General features: G+C 64.4%; 18 protein-coding genes. 9 read left to right on the top strand and 9 right to left on the bottom strand.

What is annotated here, in order from left to right:
• Positions 1–100 precede the first annotated feature (100 nt).
• The 6 genes from P3T40_RS28195 (at position 101) to P3T40_RS28170 (ending at position 9359) form a co-directional block, all read left to right on the top strand.
• Entirely contained in the window at positions 101–2599 is a 2499-nt protein-coding gene (locus P3T40_RS28195) for an acyl-CoA dehydrogenase (protein WP_429270999.1), read from the top strand.
• A gap of 66 nt (positions 2600–2665) precedes the next feature.
• Positions 2666–4069, top strand: a complete 1404-nt coding sequence (locus P3T40_RS28190) for a 3-oxoacyl-ACP reductase (RefSeq protein ID WP_429270998.1) — start codon at positions 2666–2668, stop codon at positions 4067–4069.
• 2 nt (positions 4070–4071) lie between these two features.
• Positions 4072–5007: a MaoC family dehydratase gene (locus tag P3T40_RS28185; protein WP_429270997.1), complete on the top strand. Its 936-nt coding sequence runs from the start codon at positions 4072–4074 to the stop codon at positions 5005–5007.
• Between the two features lie 101 nt (positions 5008–5108).
• Complete coding sequence (locus P3T40_RS28180; protein WP_429270996.1) at positions 5109–6410, top strand: acetyl-CoA C-acetyltransferase; 1302 nt, start codon at positions 5109–5111, stop codon at positions 6408–6410.
• A 93-nt stretch (positions 6411–6503) separates the two neighbouring features.
• Positions 6504–8273: an AMP-binding protein gene (locus tag P3T40_RS28175; protein ID WP_429270995.1), complete on the top strand. Its 1770-nt coding sequence runs from the start codon at positions 6504–6506 to the stop codon at positions 8271–8273.
• Positions 8274–8351: 78 nt separating this feature from the next.
• Positions 8352–9359 carry a DUF1571 domain-containing protein gene (locus P3T40_RS28170; protein WP_429270994.1) on the top strand — a complete coding sequence of 336 codons (1008 nt, stop codon included), beginning with the start codon at positions 8352–8354 and terminating at the stop codon, positions 9357–9359.
• 7 nt (positions 9360–9366) lie between these two features.
• Here P3T40_RS28170 and P3T40_RS28165 read toward each other — a convergent pair whose 3' ends face one another.
• The 6 genes from P3T40_RS28165 to P3T40_RS28140 form a co-directional block, all read right to left on the bottom strand.
• Positions 9367–9783: a hypothetical protein gene (locus P3T40_RS28165; protein WP_429270993.1), complete on the bottom strand. Its 417-nt coding sequence runs from the start codon at positions 9781–9783 to the stop codon at positions 9367–9369.
• A 78-nt stretch (positions 9784–9861) separates the two neighbouring features.
• A complete protein-coding gene (locus P3T40_RS28160) occupies positions 9862–11439 on the bottom strand; it encodes an FAD-binding protein (protein WP_429270992.1) in 1578 nt (525 codons plus the stop codon).
• A 39-nt stretch (positions 11440–11478) separates the two neighbouring features.
• Positions 11479–11952 (bottom strand): hypothetical protein, encoded by a 474-nt coding sequence (locus tag P3T40_RS28155; protein WP_429270991.1) that lies wholly within the window; start codon positions 11950–11952, stop codon positions 11479–11481.
• A 253-nt stretch (positions 11953–12205) separates the two neighbouring features.
• Positions 12206–13003 carry an anti-sigma factor family protein gene (locus tag P3T40_RS28150; protein WP_429270990.1) on the bottom strand — a complete coding sequence of 266 codons (798 nt, stop codon included), beginning with the start codon at positions 13001–13003 and terminating at the stop codon, positions 12206–12208.
• A complete protein-coding gene (locus tag P3T40_RS28145; protein WP_429270989.1) occupies positions 13003–13521 on the bottom strand; it encodes a sigma-70 family RNA polymerase sigma factor in 519 nt (172 codons plus the stop codon). The genes P3T40_RS28150 and P3T40_RS28145 overlap by 1 nt, the downstream gene beginning before the upstream one ends.
• Positions 13522–13545: 24 nt before the next feature.
• Complete coding sequence (locus tag P3T40_RS28140) at positions 13546–13677, bottom strand: hypothetical protein (RefSeq protein ID WP_429270988.1); 132 nt, start codon at positions 13675–13677, stop codon at positions 13546–13548.
• A 407-nt stretch (positions 13678–14084) separates the two neighbouring features.
• Between P3T40_RS28140 and hfq the strand changes: the two genes are divergently transcribed.
• Positions 14085–14552, top strand: a complete 468-nt coding sequence (hfq, locus tag P3T40_RS28135; RefSeq protein ID WP_429270987.1) for an RNA chaperone Hfq — start codon at positions 14085–14087, stop codon at positions 14550–14552.
• A gap of 18 nt (positions 14553–14570) precedes the next feature.
• Here the strand turns inward: hfq and P3T40_RS28130 are convergent, their stop codons facing one another.
• Positions 14571–14798: a hypothetical protein gene (locus tag P3T40_RS28130; RefSeq protein ID WP_429270986.1), complete on the bottom strand. Its 228-nt coding sequence runs from the start codon at positions 14796–14798 to the stop codon at positions 14571–14573.
• A gap of 354 nt (positions 14799–15152) precedes the next feature.
• Here P3T40_RS28130 and P3T40_RS28125 point away from each other — a divergent pair, with 354 nt between their 5' ends.
• Together P3T40_RS28125 and P3T40_RS28120 are read left to right on the top strand one after the other, a co-directional pair.
• A complete protein-coding gene (locus tag P3T40_RS28125) occupies positions 15153–15326 on the top strand; it encodes a hypothetical protein (protein ID WP_429270985.1) in 174 nt (57 codons plus the stop codon).
• 122 nt (positions 15327–15448) lie between these two features.
• Complete coding sequence (locus tag P3T40_RS28120; RefSeq protein ID WP_429270984.1) at positions 15449–16669, top strand: low temperature requirement protein A; 1221 nt, start codon at positions 15449–15451, stop codon at positions 16667–16669.
• Between the two features lie 189 nt (positions 16670–16858).
• Here the strand turns inward: P3T40_RS28120 and P3T40_RS28115 are convergent, their stop codons facing one another.
• Together P3T40_RS28115 and P3T40_RS28110 are read right to left on the bottom strand one after the other, a co-directional pair.
• Positions 16859–17581 (bottom strand): DUF2968 domain-containing protein, encoded by a 723-nt coding sequence (locus P3T40_RS28115; protein ID WP_429270983.1) that lies wholly within the window; start codon positions 17579–17581, stop codon positions 16859–16861.
• Between the two features lie 48 nt (positions 17582–17629).
• Positions 17630–19021, bottom strand: a complete 1392-nt coding sequence (locus P3T40_RS28110; protein WP_429270982.1) for a sigma 54-interacting transcriptional regulator — start codon at positions 19019–19021, stop codon at positions 17630–17632.
• Positions 19022–19030 lie beyond the last annotated feature (9 nt).

The following is a 19030-nucleotide window of genomic DNA, read 5'->3' as shown; positions in this document are numbered from 1 at the left end:
CGGTGCACCTGGCACCGCAAGTGCTGTCAAACAATGAAAGCGAACCTTCCGCATCCTGCGGAAGCGTCCGCACGCACCATAACAACAGGGAGGAAGCGTCATGTCGTGGTTCTTCTTAGTGCTTATCGTCGCCGCTGCCGCGCTCGTCTACCTTCAGGCTCGCGCCTCATGGTGGCTTGCCTTCCTGATCGTCTGGGTCGCGGCCGCGCATCTGAGCGGCGCGGCAGCACCGCTCGCCACCGCCATCCTCGCCATCGTGTTCGTGCTGCCGGCGCTCGTCCTGACGGTGAAGCCGCTGCGCCGCGCGTGGCTATCGAAGCCGGTACTTGAGATCTTCCGCAAGATCCTGCCTGAGATGTCGCCGACCGAGCGCGACGCCATCGAAGCGGGCACGGTCTGGTGGGACGCCGCCTTGTTCTCGGGACGCCCGCATTGGGACACCCTGCTTGGACACGGCCCCGCCAGGCTGACCGCAGAAGAGCAGTCGTTTCTCGATGTCGAGTGTCAGCACCTCTGCGATCTCGCGAACGATTGGGAAACCACCGCCATCTGGCAGGACCTGTCGCCGCAGACGTGGCAATACATCAAGGAGCGCGGCTTTCTCGGCATGATCATTCCGAAGCAGTATGGCGGTAAGCAGTTCTCCGCCTACGCGCATTCACAGGTCATCATGAAGCTCGCCACCCGCTGCTCGGCGGCAGCCGTTTCGGTGATGGTGCCGAACTCCCTCGGCCCCGCTGAGTTGCTGATGCATTACGGCACCGAAGAACAGAAGAACTACTATCTGCCGCGTCTCGCGCGTGGCGTCGAAATCCCCTGCTTCGCGCTGACGAGTCCCTATGCCGGCTCGGATGCCGCGGCGATTCCCGATATCGGCATTGTCTGCAAAGGCAGCTTCGAGGGCCGCGAGACGCTCGGCTTTCGCGTGACGTGGGACAAGCGCTACATCACGCTCGGTCCAATTGCGACCGTGCTCGGCCTCGCCTTTCGCGCGCTCGATCCGGATCATCTGCTCGGCTCCGCGGACGAGCCCGGCATTACCTGCGCACTGATTCCCACCTCGCACCCTGGCGTGAACATCGGCCGCCGTCATTGGCCGCTCAACGCGGTGTTCCAGAACGGCCCGAATTCGGGCAAGGACGTGTTCATCCCGCTCGACTGGGTGATCGGCGGACGCGCCCAGGTGGGCAACGGCTGGCGCATGCTGATGGAGTGCCTGGCCGCCGGCCGGGCCATTTCGCTGCCGTCGTCGAACGTCGGCATGGCGAAGATCGCCGTGCGCGGCACCGGCGCGTATGCCGCCGTGCGCCGCCAGTTCCGCACCGCAGTCGGTAAGTTCGAAGGCGTGCAGGAAGCGCTCGGCCGCATGGGTGGCAACCTGTATGTGATGGACGCGGCGCGGCGGCTCTCCGCGCATGCGGTCGACCTCGGCGAAAAGCCCTCGGTGATTTCCGCAATCGCGAAGTATCACATTACCGAGCGCGCCCGTAAGGTCGTCAACGACGGTATGGATGTCGTCGCCGGCAAGGGCATCTGCATGGGGCCGTCGAACTTCCTCGCGCGCGCTTATCAACAGGTGCCGATTTCGATCACCGTCGAAGGGGCCAACATCCTGACGCGCTGCCTGATCATCTTCGGCCAGGGCGCGATCCGTTGCCATCCGTATGTACTCAAGGAAATGGCCGCGACGCGCGAAGACGACCGCGGCAAAGCGCTGCGCGATTTCGACGAGGCGTTCTTCGGCCACGTCAGCTTTACGCTGTCGAACGTGGTACGCAGTTTCGTCTACGGCATCACGGCCGGCGCATTCATCCGCAAGCCACAGCGCGCCTATGCGCCGCTCGCGCCGTATTACCGCGCAGCGACGCGCATTTCCACCGTGTTCGCGCTGCTCGCCGATGTGTCGATGTTCGTGCTGGGTGGCGATCTGAAACGGCGTGAGCGGATTTCCGCGCGGCTTGGCGATGTGCTGTCGCAGCTCTACCTCATCTCCGCGACGCTCAAGCGCTTCGAAGACGAAGGCCGCCAGGAAAGCGATCTGCCGCTCGTGCGCTGGGGTGTCGAGGACGCGTTACATCAGGCGCAGGAGGCCATCGACGGCGTGCTCGTCAACTATCCGAACCGTCTCGCCGCGGGCCTCGTGCGCGTGCTCGCGTTTCCGTTCGGTCTGCCGCACCGCGCGCCATCGGACAGCCTCGGCACCGCGATTGCCGAGTTGATGCAAACACCGGGCGTCGCGCGTGAGCGGCTCGTCTCCGATTCGTATGTGCCGCATCCGGACGTCGATCCGCTCGGCTACGGCGAGTTGCTGTTCGCGCTGAATCCGCGCATCAACGCCATCGAGCAGAAACTGCGCGAAGCGGTCAAGCAAGGCCTGCTCACACAGATGCCGCAAAGCCTCGCGCACCTCGCCGCATGGACGGCAGACGCGCAACAGCAAGGCCTCATCGACGCCGACGAGCGGCAGGTACTCGACGACTATGCCCGCTATGGCGCCGAGGTGGTGAAGGTCGACGACTTCGCGGCCGAATTCGGTATGCTCGAAGGCCTGCAACAGCGCAAGGAGGCACTCGAAAAAGCGATGCAACTTGCAGCCTGAGCGTCGTGCCATGCACACTGAGGAAACCGGTGACGCAAACCCGACTGGCCAGCGGAGCAACATAAGATGAAAGACACCTACCTGAACTTCGTCAATTCGCCGTTCGGTGCACGCCTCGTGCGCTCGATCGGATTGCCGAAGCCCGAGGTATTGCGCCGCTACCGCGCGGATCGGCCCGAGTTCGACGGGCTCGTCGCGATCGGTGCGGGGCGCCAACCGCATCTGCTCGATGCGCTCGCAGGGGTGATCGCGCGTAGCGGCTTCACGAGCGTCGCGCATGAAAGCGCCGGACTGTGGATACCGCTCGCGGCGCGCCACGCTCTGATGACGGGCCGCTTCGAGCCGGCCGAAGCCGGACCGCACGGGCGGGTTGCCGCACTGATCTTCGACGCGAGCGGCATCGAAGACAGTAGCCAGCTCGATAGCGCCTTTGGGTTCTTCCACGACACGCTGCGTTCGCTCGGCAAGTGCGGGCGGATCGTCGTGCTGGGGCGGCCGCCCGAAGCCTGCGCGAATCCGCGGCAATGGACCGCGCAACGGGCGCTCGAAGGGCTCACGCGCTCGCTCGGCAAGGAGGCGCGGCGTGGTATCACGGCCAATCTGGTCTACGTCGCGCAAGGCGCCGAGCATGAGGCCGAGGCGACCTTGCGCTTCTTTCTGTCGCCGCGTTCGGCGTATGTGTCGGGGCAGGCGGTGCGCATTGCCTCCTCCCCCGAATCAACCACCGTAGACTGGGCCCAACCGCTCGCCGGCAAGCGCGCCGTCGTGACGGGCGCGGCGCGCGGCATCGGCGCCGCCATCGCCAATGCGCTCGCGGCCGAGGGCGCGCATGTGATCGGCATCGATATACCATCGGCCCGCGAGGCGCTGGAGGCGACGATCCGGCCACTATCCGGCACTACCCTCGCCTTCGATATCGCCGCCCCCGAAACGCCCGCGCAGATCGCCGCCGCACTCGATGAGCTCGGCATCGACATCGTCGTGCATAACGCCGGCATCACGAAAGATAAGACCATTGCACGGATGACCGAAGCCGCGTGGCATAGCGTGATCGATATCAACCTGTCCGCCCAGGAACGCCTCGACGACGCGCTGCTCGCCGCCGGGACGCTGCGCGACGGCGGCCGCATTGTCTGCGTGTCGTCGATCAGCGGCATTGCCGGCAACATGGGTCAGACCAACTACGCGACCTCGAAGGCCGGCGTGATAGGCCGCGTGCAAAGCATGGCTGCGCGGTTGGGCGAGCGGCGCATTACGATCAACGCCATCGCACCGGGTTTCATCGAAACCCAGATGACGGCCAAGATTCCGCTAACGATCCGCGAAGCCGGCCGCCGGATGAATTCGCTGAGCCAGGGCGGCCAGCCGGTGGATGTGGCCCAGACCATTGCGTGGCTCGCGCATCCCGGATGCGCGGGCGTCACAGGACAAGTCGTGCGCGTGTGCGGCCAAAGCCTGATCGGAGCATGAGCATGGGCGAGCCTTCCGGCATTGGTCAGCCCTACGGCGCGGCGCGCCCCCGCACCGTGGTGATCGAACAGTTGCCCGCGCCGGCCAAGCTATATGCGCGCGCGTTGTCCGGCGTGTTCAAGCGCGGCCGCGCCTCGCAATTACCCGCATTGCGTCTCGTGCGCCCCGCGGCGCCGCTCGAACCCGCGGCCATCGAACGCTATGCACGCGTCTGCGGCTTTATTCCGGAGCACGGCGTCCCGCTCACTTTTCCGCATCTGCTTGCCTTCCCGCTGCATCTGCTGATGCTGACCGACCCCGCCTTCCCGTGGCCCGCGCTCGGACTCGTGCACCTGGCCAATCATGTGCGCTTGAGGCGACCGCTCGCGTACAACGAAGTGTTGCGCGTCGAAGTCGAATTCGGCGCTTTGCTGCGCCATGACAAGGGCCAGGCGTTCGTGTTGCACACGCGCCTCTATCGCCGCGGCGAAGCGGTCTGGGACGGCGACAGCGTGTATCTGAAGCGCGGCGTCGCCCCGTTGGGCGACCCGTTGGCCGCGCTCGAGATCGAACGCGACGCGTTGCAGCGCGTGGCGCGCTGGCAGCTCCCCGCGCAACTTGGGCGCGACTACGCGCACGTGTCCGGCGACTACAACCCGATTCACCTGACGACGCTGTCCGCGAAAGCATTTGGCTTTCCTCGTGCGATTGCTCACGGCATGTGGACCCTCGCGCGCGCAACTGCTGCGCTGCAACCGCCCAAGGCGTTCGCCGAAGCACTTATCAGCGCCGAGTTCAAATTGCCGATGCTGCTGCCCAGCGACGCCTCCTTATGGACCACCGTGCCGGCGACGGCCGCAGCAGCGATAGCGCCCACGACCACGCGCGACCTGGAAGTGCGCGACGCGACAGGCGACAAGCCGCATTTGCGCGGCCGATTTCAATGGACCACGTTATGAACGAGCGCTCCTCATGATCGGGGACTCGCCACCATTCACTGCGTAGCGCGCAGCGAAACGCCACCACCGATCAACCCGCCACGCCCTGAAAGGAGTTACGCATGTCCCACCCGCTTCCCGCTGTGCGGCGCGTCGCCATCATCGGCGGCAACCGGATTCCGTTTGCGCGTGCGAACACGGCCTACGCGAACGCCTCGAATCAGGACATGCTGACCTTCACGCTACAGGGGCTCATCGACCGCTTCAACCTGCACGGCGAGCGCCTGGGCGAAGTGGCAGCGGGCGCGGTCATCAAACACTCGCGCGACTTCAACCTCACGCGCGAGTCCGTGCTCTCGACCACCCTCGCCAAGGAAACGCCCGCCTATGACGTGCAACAGGCCTGCGGCACCGGTCTCGAAGCGGCGATTCTCGTGGCCAACAAGATCGCCCTCGCCCAGATCGAAGCGGGCATTGCGGGCGGCGTCGACACCACCTCGGACGCGCCGATCGGCGTCAACGAGCGGATGCGCAAAATCCTGCTCGAAGCGAATCGCGGCAAGACCACCGGCCAGCGCGTCGGCGCGTTGACGAAGCTGCGTCCGGGCATGTTCTTCAAGCCGCTGTTGCCGCGCAACGGTGAACCGCGCACGGGCCTGTCCATGGGCGAACACTGCGAACTGATGGCCAAGCGCTGGGGCATTGCGCGCGAGGCGCAGGACGAACTCGCCTTTGAGAGCCATCGCAAGCTCGCCGATGCGTATACGCGCGGCTTTCTCAACGACCTGATGACGCCGTATCGTGGCCTCGCGCGCGACAACAACCTGCGCGCCGACCTGACGCTGGACAAGCTCGCGGGCCTCAAGCCCGTATTCGACCGCGACGCCGGCACGCTGACCGCCGGCAACTCCACGCCGCTCACTGACGGCGCCTCAGCCGTCCTGCTCGCCAGCGAAGCATGGGCCGCCGCCCACGGGCTGCCGGTGCTCGCGTATCTCACGTGGTCGGAGACGGCCGCAGTCGATTACTTCGACAAGAAAGAAGGCCTGCTGATGGCGCCGGCCTACGCCGTGCCGCGCATGCTGGCGCGGGCGGGCCTCACCCTGCAGGACTTCGACCTTTACGAAATTCACGAGGCGTTTGCGGCCCAGGTGCTGTGTACGCTCACCGCATGGCAGGATGACGAGTATTGCCGCACACAACTTGGCCTTGCCGGCCCGCTCGGCGCCATCGATCATGCGAAACTGAATGTCAACGGCGGTTCGCTTGCTACCGGGCATCCGTTTGCCGCGACCGGCGGCCGGATCGTCGCCGGCCTCGCGAAAATGCTGGCACAACTCGACAAACCGGCCGGCACGGCGCGCGGCCTGATATCGATCTGCGCAGCGGGCGGCCAAGGGGTCGTCGCGATTCTCGAACGCTAGTCGTCACAACCTTATTCTTATGCAATACCCAGGTATCGATACAGCTGCACATAAACAGACACAAAAGAAGCCTTGCGCTTCAGGAGACATGCAATGAACCAGCCTACCCAATCGGCGCCGATTCCATCCGTCGAAGCCAGACCGGTGCAGCGTGCGCCTAACACCGACGGCATCTGGTACGCCTCGTATCCACCTGACGTGCCGCACGAAATCGACGTGCGGCAGTACGAGTCGATCGTGCAGTTCTTCGACGAATGCACCGCGCAATTCCGCGAGCGGGTCGCGTATGTGAGCGTTGGTGCCAACCTCACCTATGGCGAACTGGCGCGCAAGGCCACCGCATTCGCGGCATATCTGCAAAGCATCGGTGTCAAACCGGGCGAGCGCGTCGCCATCATGCTGCCGAACACGTTCCAGTATCCAGTCGCGCTGTTCGGTGTCCTGAAGGCTGGCGCGGTGGTCGTCAACGTGAATCCGCTCTACACCGTGCGCGAACTCGCACACCAGCTCAAGGACAGCGGCGCGCAGACCATCATCGTGTTCGAGAACTTCGCGAAGACCGTCGAGGACGCGTTGCCCGGCACGCGCGTGCAGAACGTGATCGTCACCGGTCTCGGCGATCTGCTCGCCGATGGGCTGAACCTGAAGGGACGTCTGCTCAATTTCATGCTGCGGCACGTCAAAAAGATGGTGCCGAAGTACCGTCTGCCGCAGGCCGTGCATCTGCTCGACGCGCTCTCCATCGGCTATAACCGGCCCCTGACGCCGGTGCGCCCGAGCCGTGGCGATCTGGCGTTCCTGCAATACACAGGCGGCACCACCGGCGTCGCCAAGGGCGCCATGCTCACGCATCAGAACATCATCGCCAACCTGCTGCAGGCCAAGGTCTGGTCGCAGGGGCAGTTGACCGGCGACATCGAAACCGTGCTCACACCGCTGCCGCTCTATCACATCTATTCGCTCACCGTGAATGCGATGATCTTCATGGGACTGGGCGGGCGCAACATCCTGATCGCCAATCCGCGCGACACCAAGCGCGTCATGATGATCATCCGTCATGAGAAATTCACCGGGATCACGGCGGTCAACACGCTCTATAACGCGTTCCTCGAAAACGAAGAGTTCAGGAAGCACGACTTCTCGGACCTGAAACTCGCGATGGCAGGCGGCATGGCCACGCAAAAAGCCGTCGCCGAGCGCTTCAAGGCCGTCACCGGGCAACCGATTATCGAAGGCTACGGGCTCACGGAATGCTCGCCGATCGTGTCGATGAATCCGGTGGACCTCAAAAACATGCGTGATTTCGAAGGCTCGATCGGCCTGCCCGCCCCCTCCACCCAGGTGCGTTTCAGGAAAGACGACGGCAGTTGGGCGAATATTGGCGAAGCGGGTGAACTGTGCGTCAAGGGTCCGCAGGTGATGAAGGGCTACTGGAACCGTCCCGACGAAACCGCCAAGGTCTTCGACGACGACGGCTGGCTCGCCACTGGCGACATCGGCGTGATGGATTCGCGTGGCTTCATGCGGCTCATCGACCGCAAGAAGGACATGATTCTGGTGTCGGGCTTCAACGTCTATCCGAACGAGATCGAAGACGTGATCGCCATGCATCCCGATGTGCGCGAAGTGGCGGCCATCGGCATTCCCGATCCCGCGCAAGGCGAACGCGTCAAGGTATTCGTCGTATCGCGCAACCCGTCGCTGACCGCGGAGCAGGTCATCGCGCACTGCCGCAAGAATCTGACCGGCTACAAGGTGCCGAAAGTGGTCGAGTTCCGCGACGAGTTACCACAGACCAATGTCGGAAAAATTCTGCGGCGTGCGCTGCGCGACGAGGAACTCGCCAAACAAAACCGTGCCTGACGACAGACACACCTCGAGCACAACTCGAGTGGCAGGGCCGTGATCGATTCCGCAGATTCTGGATCTGGAGGGAAATGAATGAAGCACCGTCTGTTCACGCGTGCGCAGCCCGCGCCGGCCTGTAAGCGCGCTATGCGCGTCGCCACGCTGCTGCGGCCCTGGTTTGCCTGCACGGTGCTCACCTGCGCGTCGGCGGTGGCGTTCGCGCAATCCGGCACGCAGCCAGCTGGTGCGAACACGGCGGCGAACCCCGCGGCAGACACTGCTGCCGGCACCGAGGCCGCCAGCGCCATGCAAGCGCCGTCCACCCCACCGGCGCAAGCGGGCAAGCTGACGCTCGACCAGCAGGTGCACTGGCTGCGACAGGCCCAGCAAAGCGGTGAGCTCGAGAAACTCAACGACGCGCAGCTCACCGCGCTGTTTCAGTCGCTCGATCCGCTCACGCTGTCGCGCTATATCCAGCAAGGGCCAAACGGCTATCCGTCGTATGAATTCACGATGTTGCGCTGGGAGCGCATCAAGAACGAGTGGCCGGACAAGCCCGATCACATGCTGGTGCGCATCGCGCACGATCCGCTGCGCATTTACACCAAATGGCTGCCGGACGGTGCGCACGCGGGCCAGGAAATCATCTACGACGAGTCCAAACGCAGCGACGAAATGTATGGGCACCTCGGTGGCCTGTTAGGCGTTATGTCAATCTGGACCTCGACGACCGGCGCGCTGGCCCGGGCACAGTCGAACCATCAGGTACGCGACCTCGGCACCGGTTATATCGCCAACCAGTATCTGGCCGAGGGCAAGAAATACGTCGAAGCCGGCGTGCCGCGTTCCACCCAGATCGCCGTGCAGACCATCGAAGGCGTGCGGGTCGTCACCTTCACGTATGAGACGCCGATCGGCCAGCCGCAGTTCTACGCGAAGAAAGAGACGCTCGGGCTCGATTTGCGGCATCCGTATTTCCGCACGGTCGAGTCCTATGCGAACGACGGGAAGATCTTCGAAAAAATCGTGTTCGAGACCATCACGCCGAAAACCTTCGACGATGCGGCGTTTGATCCGAAGAATCCGGCGTATAAGTTCTGAGGGTCGTTCAGGCTGAGCGACGGCGTGTCGCCGCAGGTCCAAGCAGGAATGCCACGGGCGTGGGCCTTCCTGTGCACCGTTCGCACCGGTGCTCGACCAGGCCCGTCGAGCGCAACGCGAGTTCTCCAAGCACGAAATAATCGGACGCACGCACGACGCCGATCACGAGACCGGATGCCGCAATCAGCCGAGGCGCCAGCGTCGTGTACCACAGGGTGCCAATGTCGTCGCCGCTGTCGTGACTTATTTCGAAGACCGAAATACCCTTGCGCGCGGTCTCGCGAGAGAACGCGCGTCCTCCTGCAAGGCTCGCATCGACCACCGCGATCATATGACGCGCCATGGCGGCGTGCGTCATGGACGGCAACGCGCCGGCCGCCGCCGAAAGCCACGCACCGGTCATCATAAAAGCGCGCCTGTCCATTGCCTGGATCCGGTTCTGTCAAATCAGGCGTGAGCTGGCGTCACGCCATCGCCATGCATCACGTGGCGCTGCACCGCATCACGTATAACCGCGCCGCTCACGCCATGCCGCGGGCCACACGCCCTGTTTGCCCGGCGACAGGATGCCGGCCGGGTCGAGCGCATCCTTGATCGTCTCCGACAGCCGCAGCAAGGCGCCGTCGTTGAAACTGTACTGCGCGGCGGCGAGATCCATGTAGGCCAGATGCGACCGATATTCGCCGTAACCGGCCGCGCGCGCATCGCTCATCAGCACGCGCAGCAGATCGCCCGCCAGGTCCGCCTGCTGGGCATTGTCGCGATCGAAAATGATCGCGACAATGTGATTCAGATGACGCGTACCGGCCGTGAAGCCGCCGTAGTAATCGAAGCCGTATTCGGCCGCGCGGGCCTTCGCCATCGTGTACTGGCGCATCGCATCGCGCCCGGTCGCCGGGCACACCGGCGAGAAATCGGCGTGCGCGCCCGCGCCGCCGCGCCAGTCGAGCATCCGGAAGGCGCTCATGGCAGGAATGCCGGCCATGTTGCGATCGGCGCCGCCGGTGGGTTGCTCATCCCCGCGATACCGGCGCGCGAGCATCTTCGCCTGCGGCACCTGCGCGAACGCCCGCTGCACGATCGCGTAACGCGCATCGATCAGCTCGGGCGTGCCGTATAGCGCGTAATGCAAATTCCAGCGGCCTACGTCGAGCTTCTTGAGCATCGCCTCGATCGCGCTCTCCGGCATCGCACCCGTGCCCTCGTACCACTGCGAACGCGGCGTGAGACCTGCCGCGCGGCGTAACCCGCCTTCGATCACGGCGTTGTTGCGGATCGTTTCATCGAGCCGCAACGGCCGCAGAATCTCGACGATCGCTTCCAGATCCTCTTCACGACGAAACTGGATTTCGCCGAGCAGATAGGCCGACGGCGCAGGCATCAGCCACACCCCCATCTTCGTGACGACACCATAGTTGGACTGCATGAACATCGCATCGAACGAGGGGCCGTAGCCCGGCTGAAAAGTCTGCCACGCAGTGCCGATATCGATCGCTCCCATGCCCGTGCGCACGACGTCGCCGTTGGCCAGCACGATCTCCATGCCGCACTGGTTGGCAGCGTGATCGCCATAGGACGTGTAGCCGAAACCGCGCTCCAGCGTGTTGCCGATCACGCTGCCCCAGCCAGCCGCAGGCGGATCGACCCACAACCGATGGCCGTTGTTGCGCAGATAAGCGTACAGGTCGAAGTAGCTGACCCCGGGTTCGACGAGCGCATAGGCAAGCGTTTCGTTGACATCAATAATGCGGTTCATCCGCTGCAGGTCCAGCACGACCGAACCCGTCAGCCGCGGCGCCGCGCCACCGTACGCAAAATTACGCCCGGTGGAAACGGTCCAGAGCGGAATGCGGTACTGCGTGGCGACGCGCAAAGCCGCGCGGATGGCTTCGATCGAGTCCGGCTGCAGCGCAGCGGAGGCGGCGAACGCCGCCGCCTGGCCGGGCGCGAAAGGATCGCGGTACGAAGCGAGGTCTGCCCCGGACGACACCACATGCTGTTCACCCACAATCGCGCCCCATGCGGCGAGCGCCCGGTCGAACTGCGCCTCTGAAACGTTCGGCGGCAAAATACGTGTCAAGGCCTCTCCTTTGACTGCGACGGCCGGCTACGGCCACCTCTACCGGCGCCCGCCTCCACCGCCAAAACCACCATGCATCCCGCCGGCGCCTTGCCAGGTACCGGAACCGTGCCCGCCGCCCACGTGTACCCCTGTGCGGAAAGAAGCGCGGCTGAAATGAACATAACCGATGGGATAGCGGTGATGAAACCGGTCGACGAAAATAAACGGCCCACCGAATCCGACTGCCACGACACCGCCCCAATAGAATGGATCGTAGTACGGATAGATCGGCGCCGGGTACAGCGCCACGTTATCGTCGGCGCCTTGCACGATCTGCCAGGTGCCGTCCGGTTGCTGGCACGCCAGTCCGGTGATCTGCTGCATCGTGCCGTCGATCTCGGCCTGACCCGCGATCTGCTGGCACGGCGGTGCAGCATTGGCCACACTGTCCGCCGCTTCCTGCGCCGCCACCGGCCCCGCGCACGCCAGACACACACATAGCAGCGCGCAGCGTCCTTTGATATTACGCATGATTTCGTCCCGCCCGACAGTCCGGCGTCGCAACCGCCCACGCGGTCGTCACCGTGAAGACCCCATCGTTTTGCCTCGCATCCGTCCATGCCGCCGCCTGCGTGCAAAAGCCGCAACAGCACAGACTCGCAATGAGTAAACGACGTGTCTCAGCGCACTATTCCGGCTTCGCACGAGCCGCGCGGCGAGTGTGCGTTACAGCGTGTTTCAGGGCGTGGACCTGACAGAATCCGGGCAGCACGGTGACGAGAAACTATTGCCAGGACTCCGGCTTGCCGCCTAGATCGCCGCATACGTCAATGGCCATCTCGCGCAGCTTGCCCTCCGAGATCGGCCCGGACAGCGCGTAGCCCATGTGATCGCTGACCCAGTAGAAGGTGCGACGATTGCCGTCGCGAAACAGGCGAAACGCGGTTTCGTTGTCTGGGATACCCGTCACGTAAAGCGTGAGCCGTGCGCCCTCCGGATTCTCGTACATGAACTGCGCCGCCGGCCCCGCTTCGCCCGGCAGTAGACGCCCGCCCACCAGCGAGTAGCCGTACTCCTGCAGCGACGGCACGGAGAGTGGCCGGTCGAGGCGCTTGGACAACCAGCTGATCAGATGTTTTTCCTCGCTTGCGGCGACCTCGACCGGATGGCGCTGCTCCGGCGTGTAGACCGCGTAGGCGACGTCGGCGCGCTTCGCAAAGCTCATGGGCTCGTGATCGAGCAGGCCGCCCGGCAGGTGCGACGCCAGCGGCCCCAGCACCAGCGCGAGACCGGCGCCGGCGACGAGCCAGCACGCGGCGAGGCCAGCGCGCCGCCACCATGGCGCCGACGCGCGCACCACGATGAACGACGGCTCATCAGCCACGGGCGCGCCGCACAACGCCTTTAGCGCCGACTTCTGGGCGCGCCAGTCTGCGACCCGGGCGGCGGCCTGCGGATCTTGTACAAGATGCTCGAGCACCGCGGCGTGCGTCTCATCCGGCAACTCGTCATCGACGAACGCCGACAACGCCTGCAGGTCGGGCGGTTTCGGCACAGCGGAATGGTGGTCGTCGTGGCTCATCACGGATTTCTCACTACTTTGAGCGGCGCGGACTTACGCGTCGGACCTTCGGTCAGCAGCACACGCATGTGCTCGCGCGCGCGCGACAAACGCGACATCACCGTGCCGACCGGCACGCTGAGTGCAACCGATGCTTCCTGATAAGTCAGCTCTTCCACGCAGACGAGCAGCAGCACTTCGCGCTGTTCGAGCGGCAGGCAATACAACGCCCGCTGCAAATCACGCAGCACAAGGCCGTCGACAACGCCTGCCGGCGCCTCCAGATTGCGCCACGGCGCGCTCTCTTCGTCAACCGTAATCTCGCGGCGGGCCCGCAACTGGTCGATGTAGAGATGGCGCAAAATCGTCAGCAGCCATGCCCGCAAATTGCTGTTTGGACGAAATGCCGCCCAGCGCGCCAGGGCGCGCTCGGCGGTGTCCTGCACCAGATCGTCCGCCCACGCGGAATCGCCCGTCAGTGCGCGCGCATAGCGGCGCAACTGCGGGAGCCATGAAATCACTTCCGCTTCGAACTTCACGCGGCGAACGTTACGCGCGGGTGCTCAATAACCGCCGGTGCTGCTGCTAGAGGACGAACCCGAGTCGCCGGGCGTGGCACAGCCCGTGACGGCGAGCGATGCCAGCGCGAGCGCCACGAGCACGCACGCAGTCGAAACGATACGGAAAGGCTTCATATACTGTCTCCAGTTTGGGCCCGGCCTTGCCGGCGTGTCGTATTGCCGCATAGCGTGCGCAGCAAGGCGCCGTAGCCGGCGTGTCCGGGTTCGTCCAGCATGGGGCTGCCCGGACGGGGCAAAGCCGAATTGCAGCGCACGAAATGTGCGCCGCTATAGAGACTTAACGTGGGCAGGAGGCGTTTTATTCCGCGCGGTTACAGATAACGCTGTCGCCGGTGCCATCCGGCCAGTGTTCCTCGGCCAGTTTCCTAGCCAGATTCGTAACTCAACGTTACGATGACCAGTTATCAGATGCTTCCGGGCGCGCAAGCCGTTATAGTGGACCCAGATCGCTTACCCCGCGCGCTTTGCCCCGAAAAGGGTAGAATCGCGGCGAGCAACTGTCCTTCTTACCTGACTTGTCCATGGCATCCGCAGAATCGCATCCGCAAAACGACTTCATGAACGCAGCGCGCAAAGAACGAAAGCGCGTCGAGATCTATCTTGTCAATGGCATTCGCCTGACAGGATGCATCGAGTCGTTCGATCAGTATCTGGTGATGCTGCGCACGCCGGTCGGCTTGCAAGGCATCTACAAGCGCGCCATCTCCACCATCCAGCTCGACACCGGCACACGGCCAGCGCCGCGCGCCGGACGGCCGTCGCACGGCGAACACACCACGCGGGGCCCGCATGGTTCGCGCGAACCGCGTGAGCATCGCGAGCCGCGTGAACCGCGCGAGTCGTATGGCGGCCAGCCGCCTGCCGAGCGTACGCCCTCCTCCGAGCGCCCGCCGTCAGACGGTCCGGTGGTCGTTACGCGCCGCCGGCGGCTGTTCGGAACTGGCAGTGGCGACGGTCATGGCGGCGGCAACAACAACGGCAACGAATAAGCCGGTGGCGCAGGCGGGCTACTCCACCAGCTCGCCCAGCCGCTGCAAGATCTGCTCGATGCGCATGCCCTGCTGGTGGGTCAGCTCGTAGGCCGCTTTGATCGCCAGCACGCGGCGCCGCCAGTAGCCGCCATTGAACATGCGGACCATCGGTTGCCGCGTGGCCCAATCCAGATGCTCCAGTTCCGCCTCCACGACGTGTGACGCACTAAAGCGTTGCGCCTGCCGCGACCTGTTCGATTCCATAGCTGCGCCACCTCGTCTCTTTGCCGCCCCGATGCGGCCGATGCGGGCCGTTGTCCCGCGACACACCCAAGACGAGCCAATCCCCGTCAATTTCAAGGATTTCTGTGGCGTCATGTGGCCTCGCGCGGCATGAGCATCGCCACGCATCGAGCGGGCGGCGGCACGTGAGCGTTGTGAAGGAAACATTTAACACCGTTGAGCGGACACGCTCCCTGCAAGCGGGAGGCTCACGCGCAGACACCGGTCGCCCGACCGGCGACCCGCGCCATTCCGACGTTTGGCCGAACGGCCAAGTGGTCGTCGGCGGCAGGATTGCGCTATCCTGACTGCTCGATACCCTATGCGGAGAACGACATGTCCAAGCCGAAGCCCAGCGCACCGCCTCCCGCTGAAACGGGCGAAGACCGCCTCGACGAGGCACTCGACGAGACCTTCCCCGCCAGCGACCCGATCGCCGTCGATCCAACCGAACGGCCGCATCCCGTCCCGGCACCGCAGACGCCTGCCAAACAAAACAAGCGCCCCTAGGCACACTACCTGAACGGCGCGCTACATCGCACCGCGCCCCAGGCGCCAAAGCCCGCGCGCGGCGCTGCAAGACCCACGCAGCGCGCCGGACCCTGCCCGCTCCCGCCAGAAGGAACGACAGCATGCCCAGCGACACCGCCCGCCCGCACACTCCCACCTCTGCGCGCTTCCTGCGCGAACGCGACGGCCACGAAGCCCGGGTCACCAACGTCGAACTGTTCTTCGACCTGATCTACGCGTTTGCGGTCACGCAACTCTCGCATCGGCTGGTGCATAACCTGAGCGCATTCGGCGCGCTGGAAACGCTGGTGCTCTGGTTCGCGGTCTGGCTCGGCTGGCAATACACCTGCTGGGTGACGAACTGGTTCAATCCCGAGCGCATCCAGGTCCGTCTGCTGCTGTTTGCGGTGATGCTGGTCGGCATGGTGATGGCCGCGAGCCTGCCGCTTGCCTACGGCGAGCGCGGCCTCGTCTTTGCGATCAGTTACGTGGCGATCCAGGTGGGCCGCAGTCTCGTGGTTCTGGCTTTTCTCGGCCGCCACCATGCACTCACTGCGAACTTCCGGCGCATCTGCGGATGGCTGGTGATTTCGGGCATCGCGTGGATCGCGGGCGGCCTGCTGGACGGACTGCCGCGCTTTGCCTGCTGGAGCGCGGCAGTGCTGTGCGAGTACATTTCGCCGATGTTCGGCTTCCCGCTGCCGCTCTTCGGCCGTTCGAGCGCCGCCGACTGGCGCACCACCGAAGGCGGCCATATCGCCGAGCGCTGTCAGGCGTTCGTGATTCTCGCGCTCGGAGAATCGGTGCTGGTGACGGGCGGCACACTGTCGGATCTGAGCGCATGGACCGCGCCGTCGATCATCGCATTCCTGGTGTGTTTTGCCGGCAGCGTTGCCATGTGGTGGGTCTACTTCGATACCAGCAGCAGCGCCGGCAGCCGCGCCATCGAACGCTCAAGCGAGCCCGGCCTGATGGCGGCGTATTTCCACTACGTGCACGTGATCCTGATTGCCGGCGTGATCGTCTCGGCAGCCGCCGACGATCTCGTGATCCTGCATCCGCCCGAACGCATCGACTGGCCGACCGCCTGGCTGCTGCTCGGCGGTCCGGCTATTTACGTGGCGGGTAACGGCCTTTACAAGCGCGTCGTCTATGGCCGGTTTCCGCTGTCGCACTGGGTCGGGCTTGCGCTCCTCGCACTCGTCGTGCCGTTCGCGTTTCACACCGACCTGCTGATGACAGGAGGCCTCACCACGGCCGTGATGATCGTAGTGGCGGCCTGGGAGAGCATCTCGCGCCGTACCTCCGCGCGAACCGAAGACGAGTCGCTCAGGACGGAGTAGCCGAAGCCCTCTTGCCCGTCCGTAATTCGCCGCCGGCCACTCGCCACTCGCCCTTGGCCATCCAACGCCCCTCCCTCATTCATCAAGCGAACGAGGCGCGCATTGTGCGGTACCGGAAACAACAAAACCTCGCGCGGCGAACCGGGCGAGGTCATGTTTTCGACCGCCAGCAGTGCTAGCGGCGCGTGCTCAGTGCGCTGTAGTCGGCAGACCGCTATCCAGCTGACGCTGCAGTTCCTGCACCTGACGCTGTGCTTCGCGCAACTGGGCCTGAGCGGCAGTCTTCTGCTGCGCGAGCGCAGTGGCTTCCGCGCGCGTCTGCTGCTGCTGGCTGTTGACGATGTTCTGTTGCTGGTGCGCCACATCGAGGTCGGCCTGCAGGCGGTTCGCGCGGTCCTGGGACAGTGCGATCATGCGGTCCGTGAAGGCCTTTTGCGCCTCTAACCGGGTGCGGCGAATCTCAATGTCCGACAACTGCAGAGTCTGACGGACGAAGTCCTTGTAGATCAGTTCAGCGCGCGTGTCGTCCTCGGTCTTGATGACCCGCCAGAAGGTCTTCTGCTGGAACAGCGCGACGTAGTAGGTCATTTCCTTCGGGTAGAACAGCATGCTCGCGCCGTAGCTGCCGTTGTACGTCGTGCGTAACTCCCGCAGATCCGAACCCCGGATCATCTGCTGCAGTTCTGCCACGTTGCCGGCGGCGGATTGCTTCGCCTCGTCCGGCGTGAGCGCCGTTGATTGTCCCGGCTGGTCCTGCGTCGTGGCCGGCAATGCTGTCGTCGTGGCCGGTTGGGAAACGACCGGGGCGCTTGCCCCGTTATCCGTCAAAGCTTGCGCATAAACGCTCTGCACGGTCCCCAGCGCAACCAGAGCGCCCAGGGCAATCTGTCGAAGTTTCGACTTGTGGTCCATGTAATTCCTGCTTGAACAGTTTTTGTTTTGTTACATCTTGTCTCATTATTACTCACTTTCGCGAACTTCGGGTTCCTCGTCGAAAATTTGGTACTTGCGCATTTTCTCCCACAACACCTTTCGGCTGATGCCTAGCGTACCGGCAGTATCCTGCCTGCGCCAACCGTTTGCGTCGAGCGCCGCGATCACGCGGCTGCGCTCGGCCATGTCCCATTTACTGCGATCGACCAGCACTTCTGCCGCGCTCTCGACGGGCACCGGCTGATTGCTGCGCGCGAGCGCCAGCAGCCGTTGCAGCCGCACCGCATCCCACGTGCCGATCTGGCGCACCGTTACGCCGATCCGCTCGGCGAGGTTGCGCAGCTCGCGCACATTGCCGGGGAAATAGGTGTCGGCGACGGCGTCAGCCAGCCAGTACGGGATGTCGGGCAACGTCGCGAGCTTATCCGGACTCACCACCGAAGCGATGAAGGCTTTGAAGATGGCGATCTTGTCGACCGCGCCGCGCTCTTCGAGCGAGGGGATTTTCAGCTCGATCACTGCAAGCCGGTAGTAAAGGTCGGCGCGGAAAGTGCCGTCCTTGACCAGTTGCGGCAGGTGCTTGTTGGTGGCGGCCACCAGCCGGAAGTCGAGCTTGACGGGCGTAGCCGAGCCGATCCGCGTGACCGCGCTGTCCTCAAGCACGCGCAGCAGTTTGACCTGTTGGTAGAGCGGCAGGTCGCCGATTTCGTCGAGGAACAGCGTGCCGCCGTCGGCCTGCTCGAAATAGCCTTTGTGAGCAACCACTGCGCCGGTGAACGAGCCTTTCGAATGTCCGAAGAAGAGCGACTCGAAGAGGCCATCCGGAATCGCGCCGCAGTTCACCGGTACGAATGGGCCCTGACCGTAACGGCGGTGCTTTTCGTGCAGCAACTGGGCGATGCGCTCCTTACCGACGCCCGTCTCGCCATGCACCAGCACGCTGGTGTCGCAGTCGGCAAACGTGTCGACTTCGTGCAGTAACGCCTGCATGCATTCCGAATTGGCCACCAGCGCGCTCGACTCGAGCGTCTGCGCCGTGTGCGCGCGCAACTGCAACACCAGCTTGGTGACCATTCCGCGCAGCTCGGCGCAGGTGAAGTCGAGCGGCAGGATATGGGAGTACTCGGACGGATACATGGCGGGATCGTGATCGCGCGGTGCGGCGCCGACCCACACCACCGGCATGCCGTGCGCGGCTTGCCAGTCGCGCAGGATCAGCGCGCCGCTGTCGATCACGGAGACGCTGATGATGGCAAGCGACGGCCGCAACGCGCTGCGCTCAGGCGAAATCGCGATGTCGTCTGCGCGGATCACCTCGACGTCGAAGCTCGCCATGCAGCGTGCGACCCGGTCGACGATGTCGGCCTTGCCTTCCCAAACGTAGATATCGAGTTCGTCGATTTTGGCGGTGGTTCTCATTGGCGAAGA

It is taken from the genome of Paraburkholderia sp. EB58, from assembly GCF_050436665.1.
Lineage (GTDB): Bacteria > Pseudomonadota > Gammaproteobacteria > Burkholderiales > Burkholderiaceae > Paraburkholderia.
This window is presented reverse-complemented; position numbering and strand designations above follow the sequence as displayed.

What these genes read in the sequence shown, in the direction of transcription:
- P3T40_RS28125 (WP_429270985.1), top strand. Translation starts at nt 15,153, where the DNA reads ATGTCCAAGCCGAAGCCCAGCGCACCGCCTCCCGCTGAAACGGGCGAA.
- P3T40_RS28115 (WP_429270983.1), bottom strand. Translation starts at nt 17,581, where the DNA reads ATGGACCACAAGTCGAAACTTCGACAGATTGCCCTGGGCGCTCTGGTT.
- P3T40_RS28170 (WP_429270994.1), top strand. Translation starts at nt 8,352, where the DNA reads ATGAAGCACCGTCTGTTCACGCGTGCGCAGCCCGCGCCGGCCTGTAAG.
- hfq (WP_429270987.1), top strand. Translation starts at nt 14,085, where the DNA reads ATGGCATCCGCAGAATCGCATCCGCAAAACGACTTCATGAACGCAGCG.
- P3T40_RS28150 (WP_429270990.1), bottom strand. Translation starts at nt 13,003, where the DNA reads ATGAGCCACGACGACCACCATTCCGCTGTGCCGAAACCGCCCGACCTG.
- P3T40_RS28155 (WP_429270991.1), bottom strand. Translation starts at nt 11,952, where the DNA reads ATGCGTAATATCAAAGGACGCTGCGCGCTGCTATGTGTGTGTCTGGCG.
- P3T40_RS28190 (WP_429270998.1), top strand. Translation starts at nt 2,666, where the DNA reads ATGAAAGACACCTACCTGAACTTCGTCAATTCGCCGTTCGGTGCACGC.
- P3T40_RS28130 (WP_429270986.1), bottom strand. Translation starts at nt 14,798, where the DNA reads ATGGAATCGAACAGGTCGCGGCAGGCGCAACGCTTTAGTGCGTCACAC.
- P3T40_RS28120 (WP_429270984.1), top strand. Translation starts at nt 15,449, where the DNA reads ATGCCCAGCGACACCGCCCGCCCGCACACTCCCACCTCTGCGCGCTTC.
- P3T40_RS28140 (WP_429270988.1), bottom strand. Translation starts at nt 13,677, where the DNA reads ATGAAGCCTTTCCGTATCGTTTCGACTGCGTGCGTGCTCGTGGCGCTC.
- P3T40_RS28195 (WP_429270999.1), top strand. Translation starts at nt 101, where the DNA reads ATGTCGTGGTTCTTCTTAGTGCTTATCGTCGCCGCTGCCGCGCTCGTC.
- P3T40_RS28185 (WP_429270997.1), top strand. Translation starts at nt 4,072, where the DNA reads ATGGGCGAGCCTTCCGGCATTGGTCAGCCCTACGGCGCGGCGCGCCCC.
- P3T40_RS28180 (WP_429270996.1), top strand. Translation starts at nt 5,109, where the DNA reads ATGTCCCACCCGCTTCCCGCTGTGCGGCGCGTCGCCATCATCGGCGGC.
- P3T40_RS28165 (WP_429270993.1), bottom strand. Translation starts at nt 9,783, where the DNA reads ATGGACAGGCGCGCTTTTATGATGACCGGTGCGTGGCTTTCGGCGGCG.
- P3T40_RS28175 (WP_429270995.1), top strand. Translation starts at nt 6,504, where the DNA reads ATGAACCAGCCTACCCAATCGGCGCCGATTCCATCCGTCGAAGCCAGA.
- P3T40_RS28110 (WP_429270982.1), bottom strand. Translation starts at nt 19,021, where the DNA reads ATGAGAACCACCGCCAAAATCGACGAACTCGATATCTACGTTTGGGAA.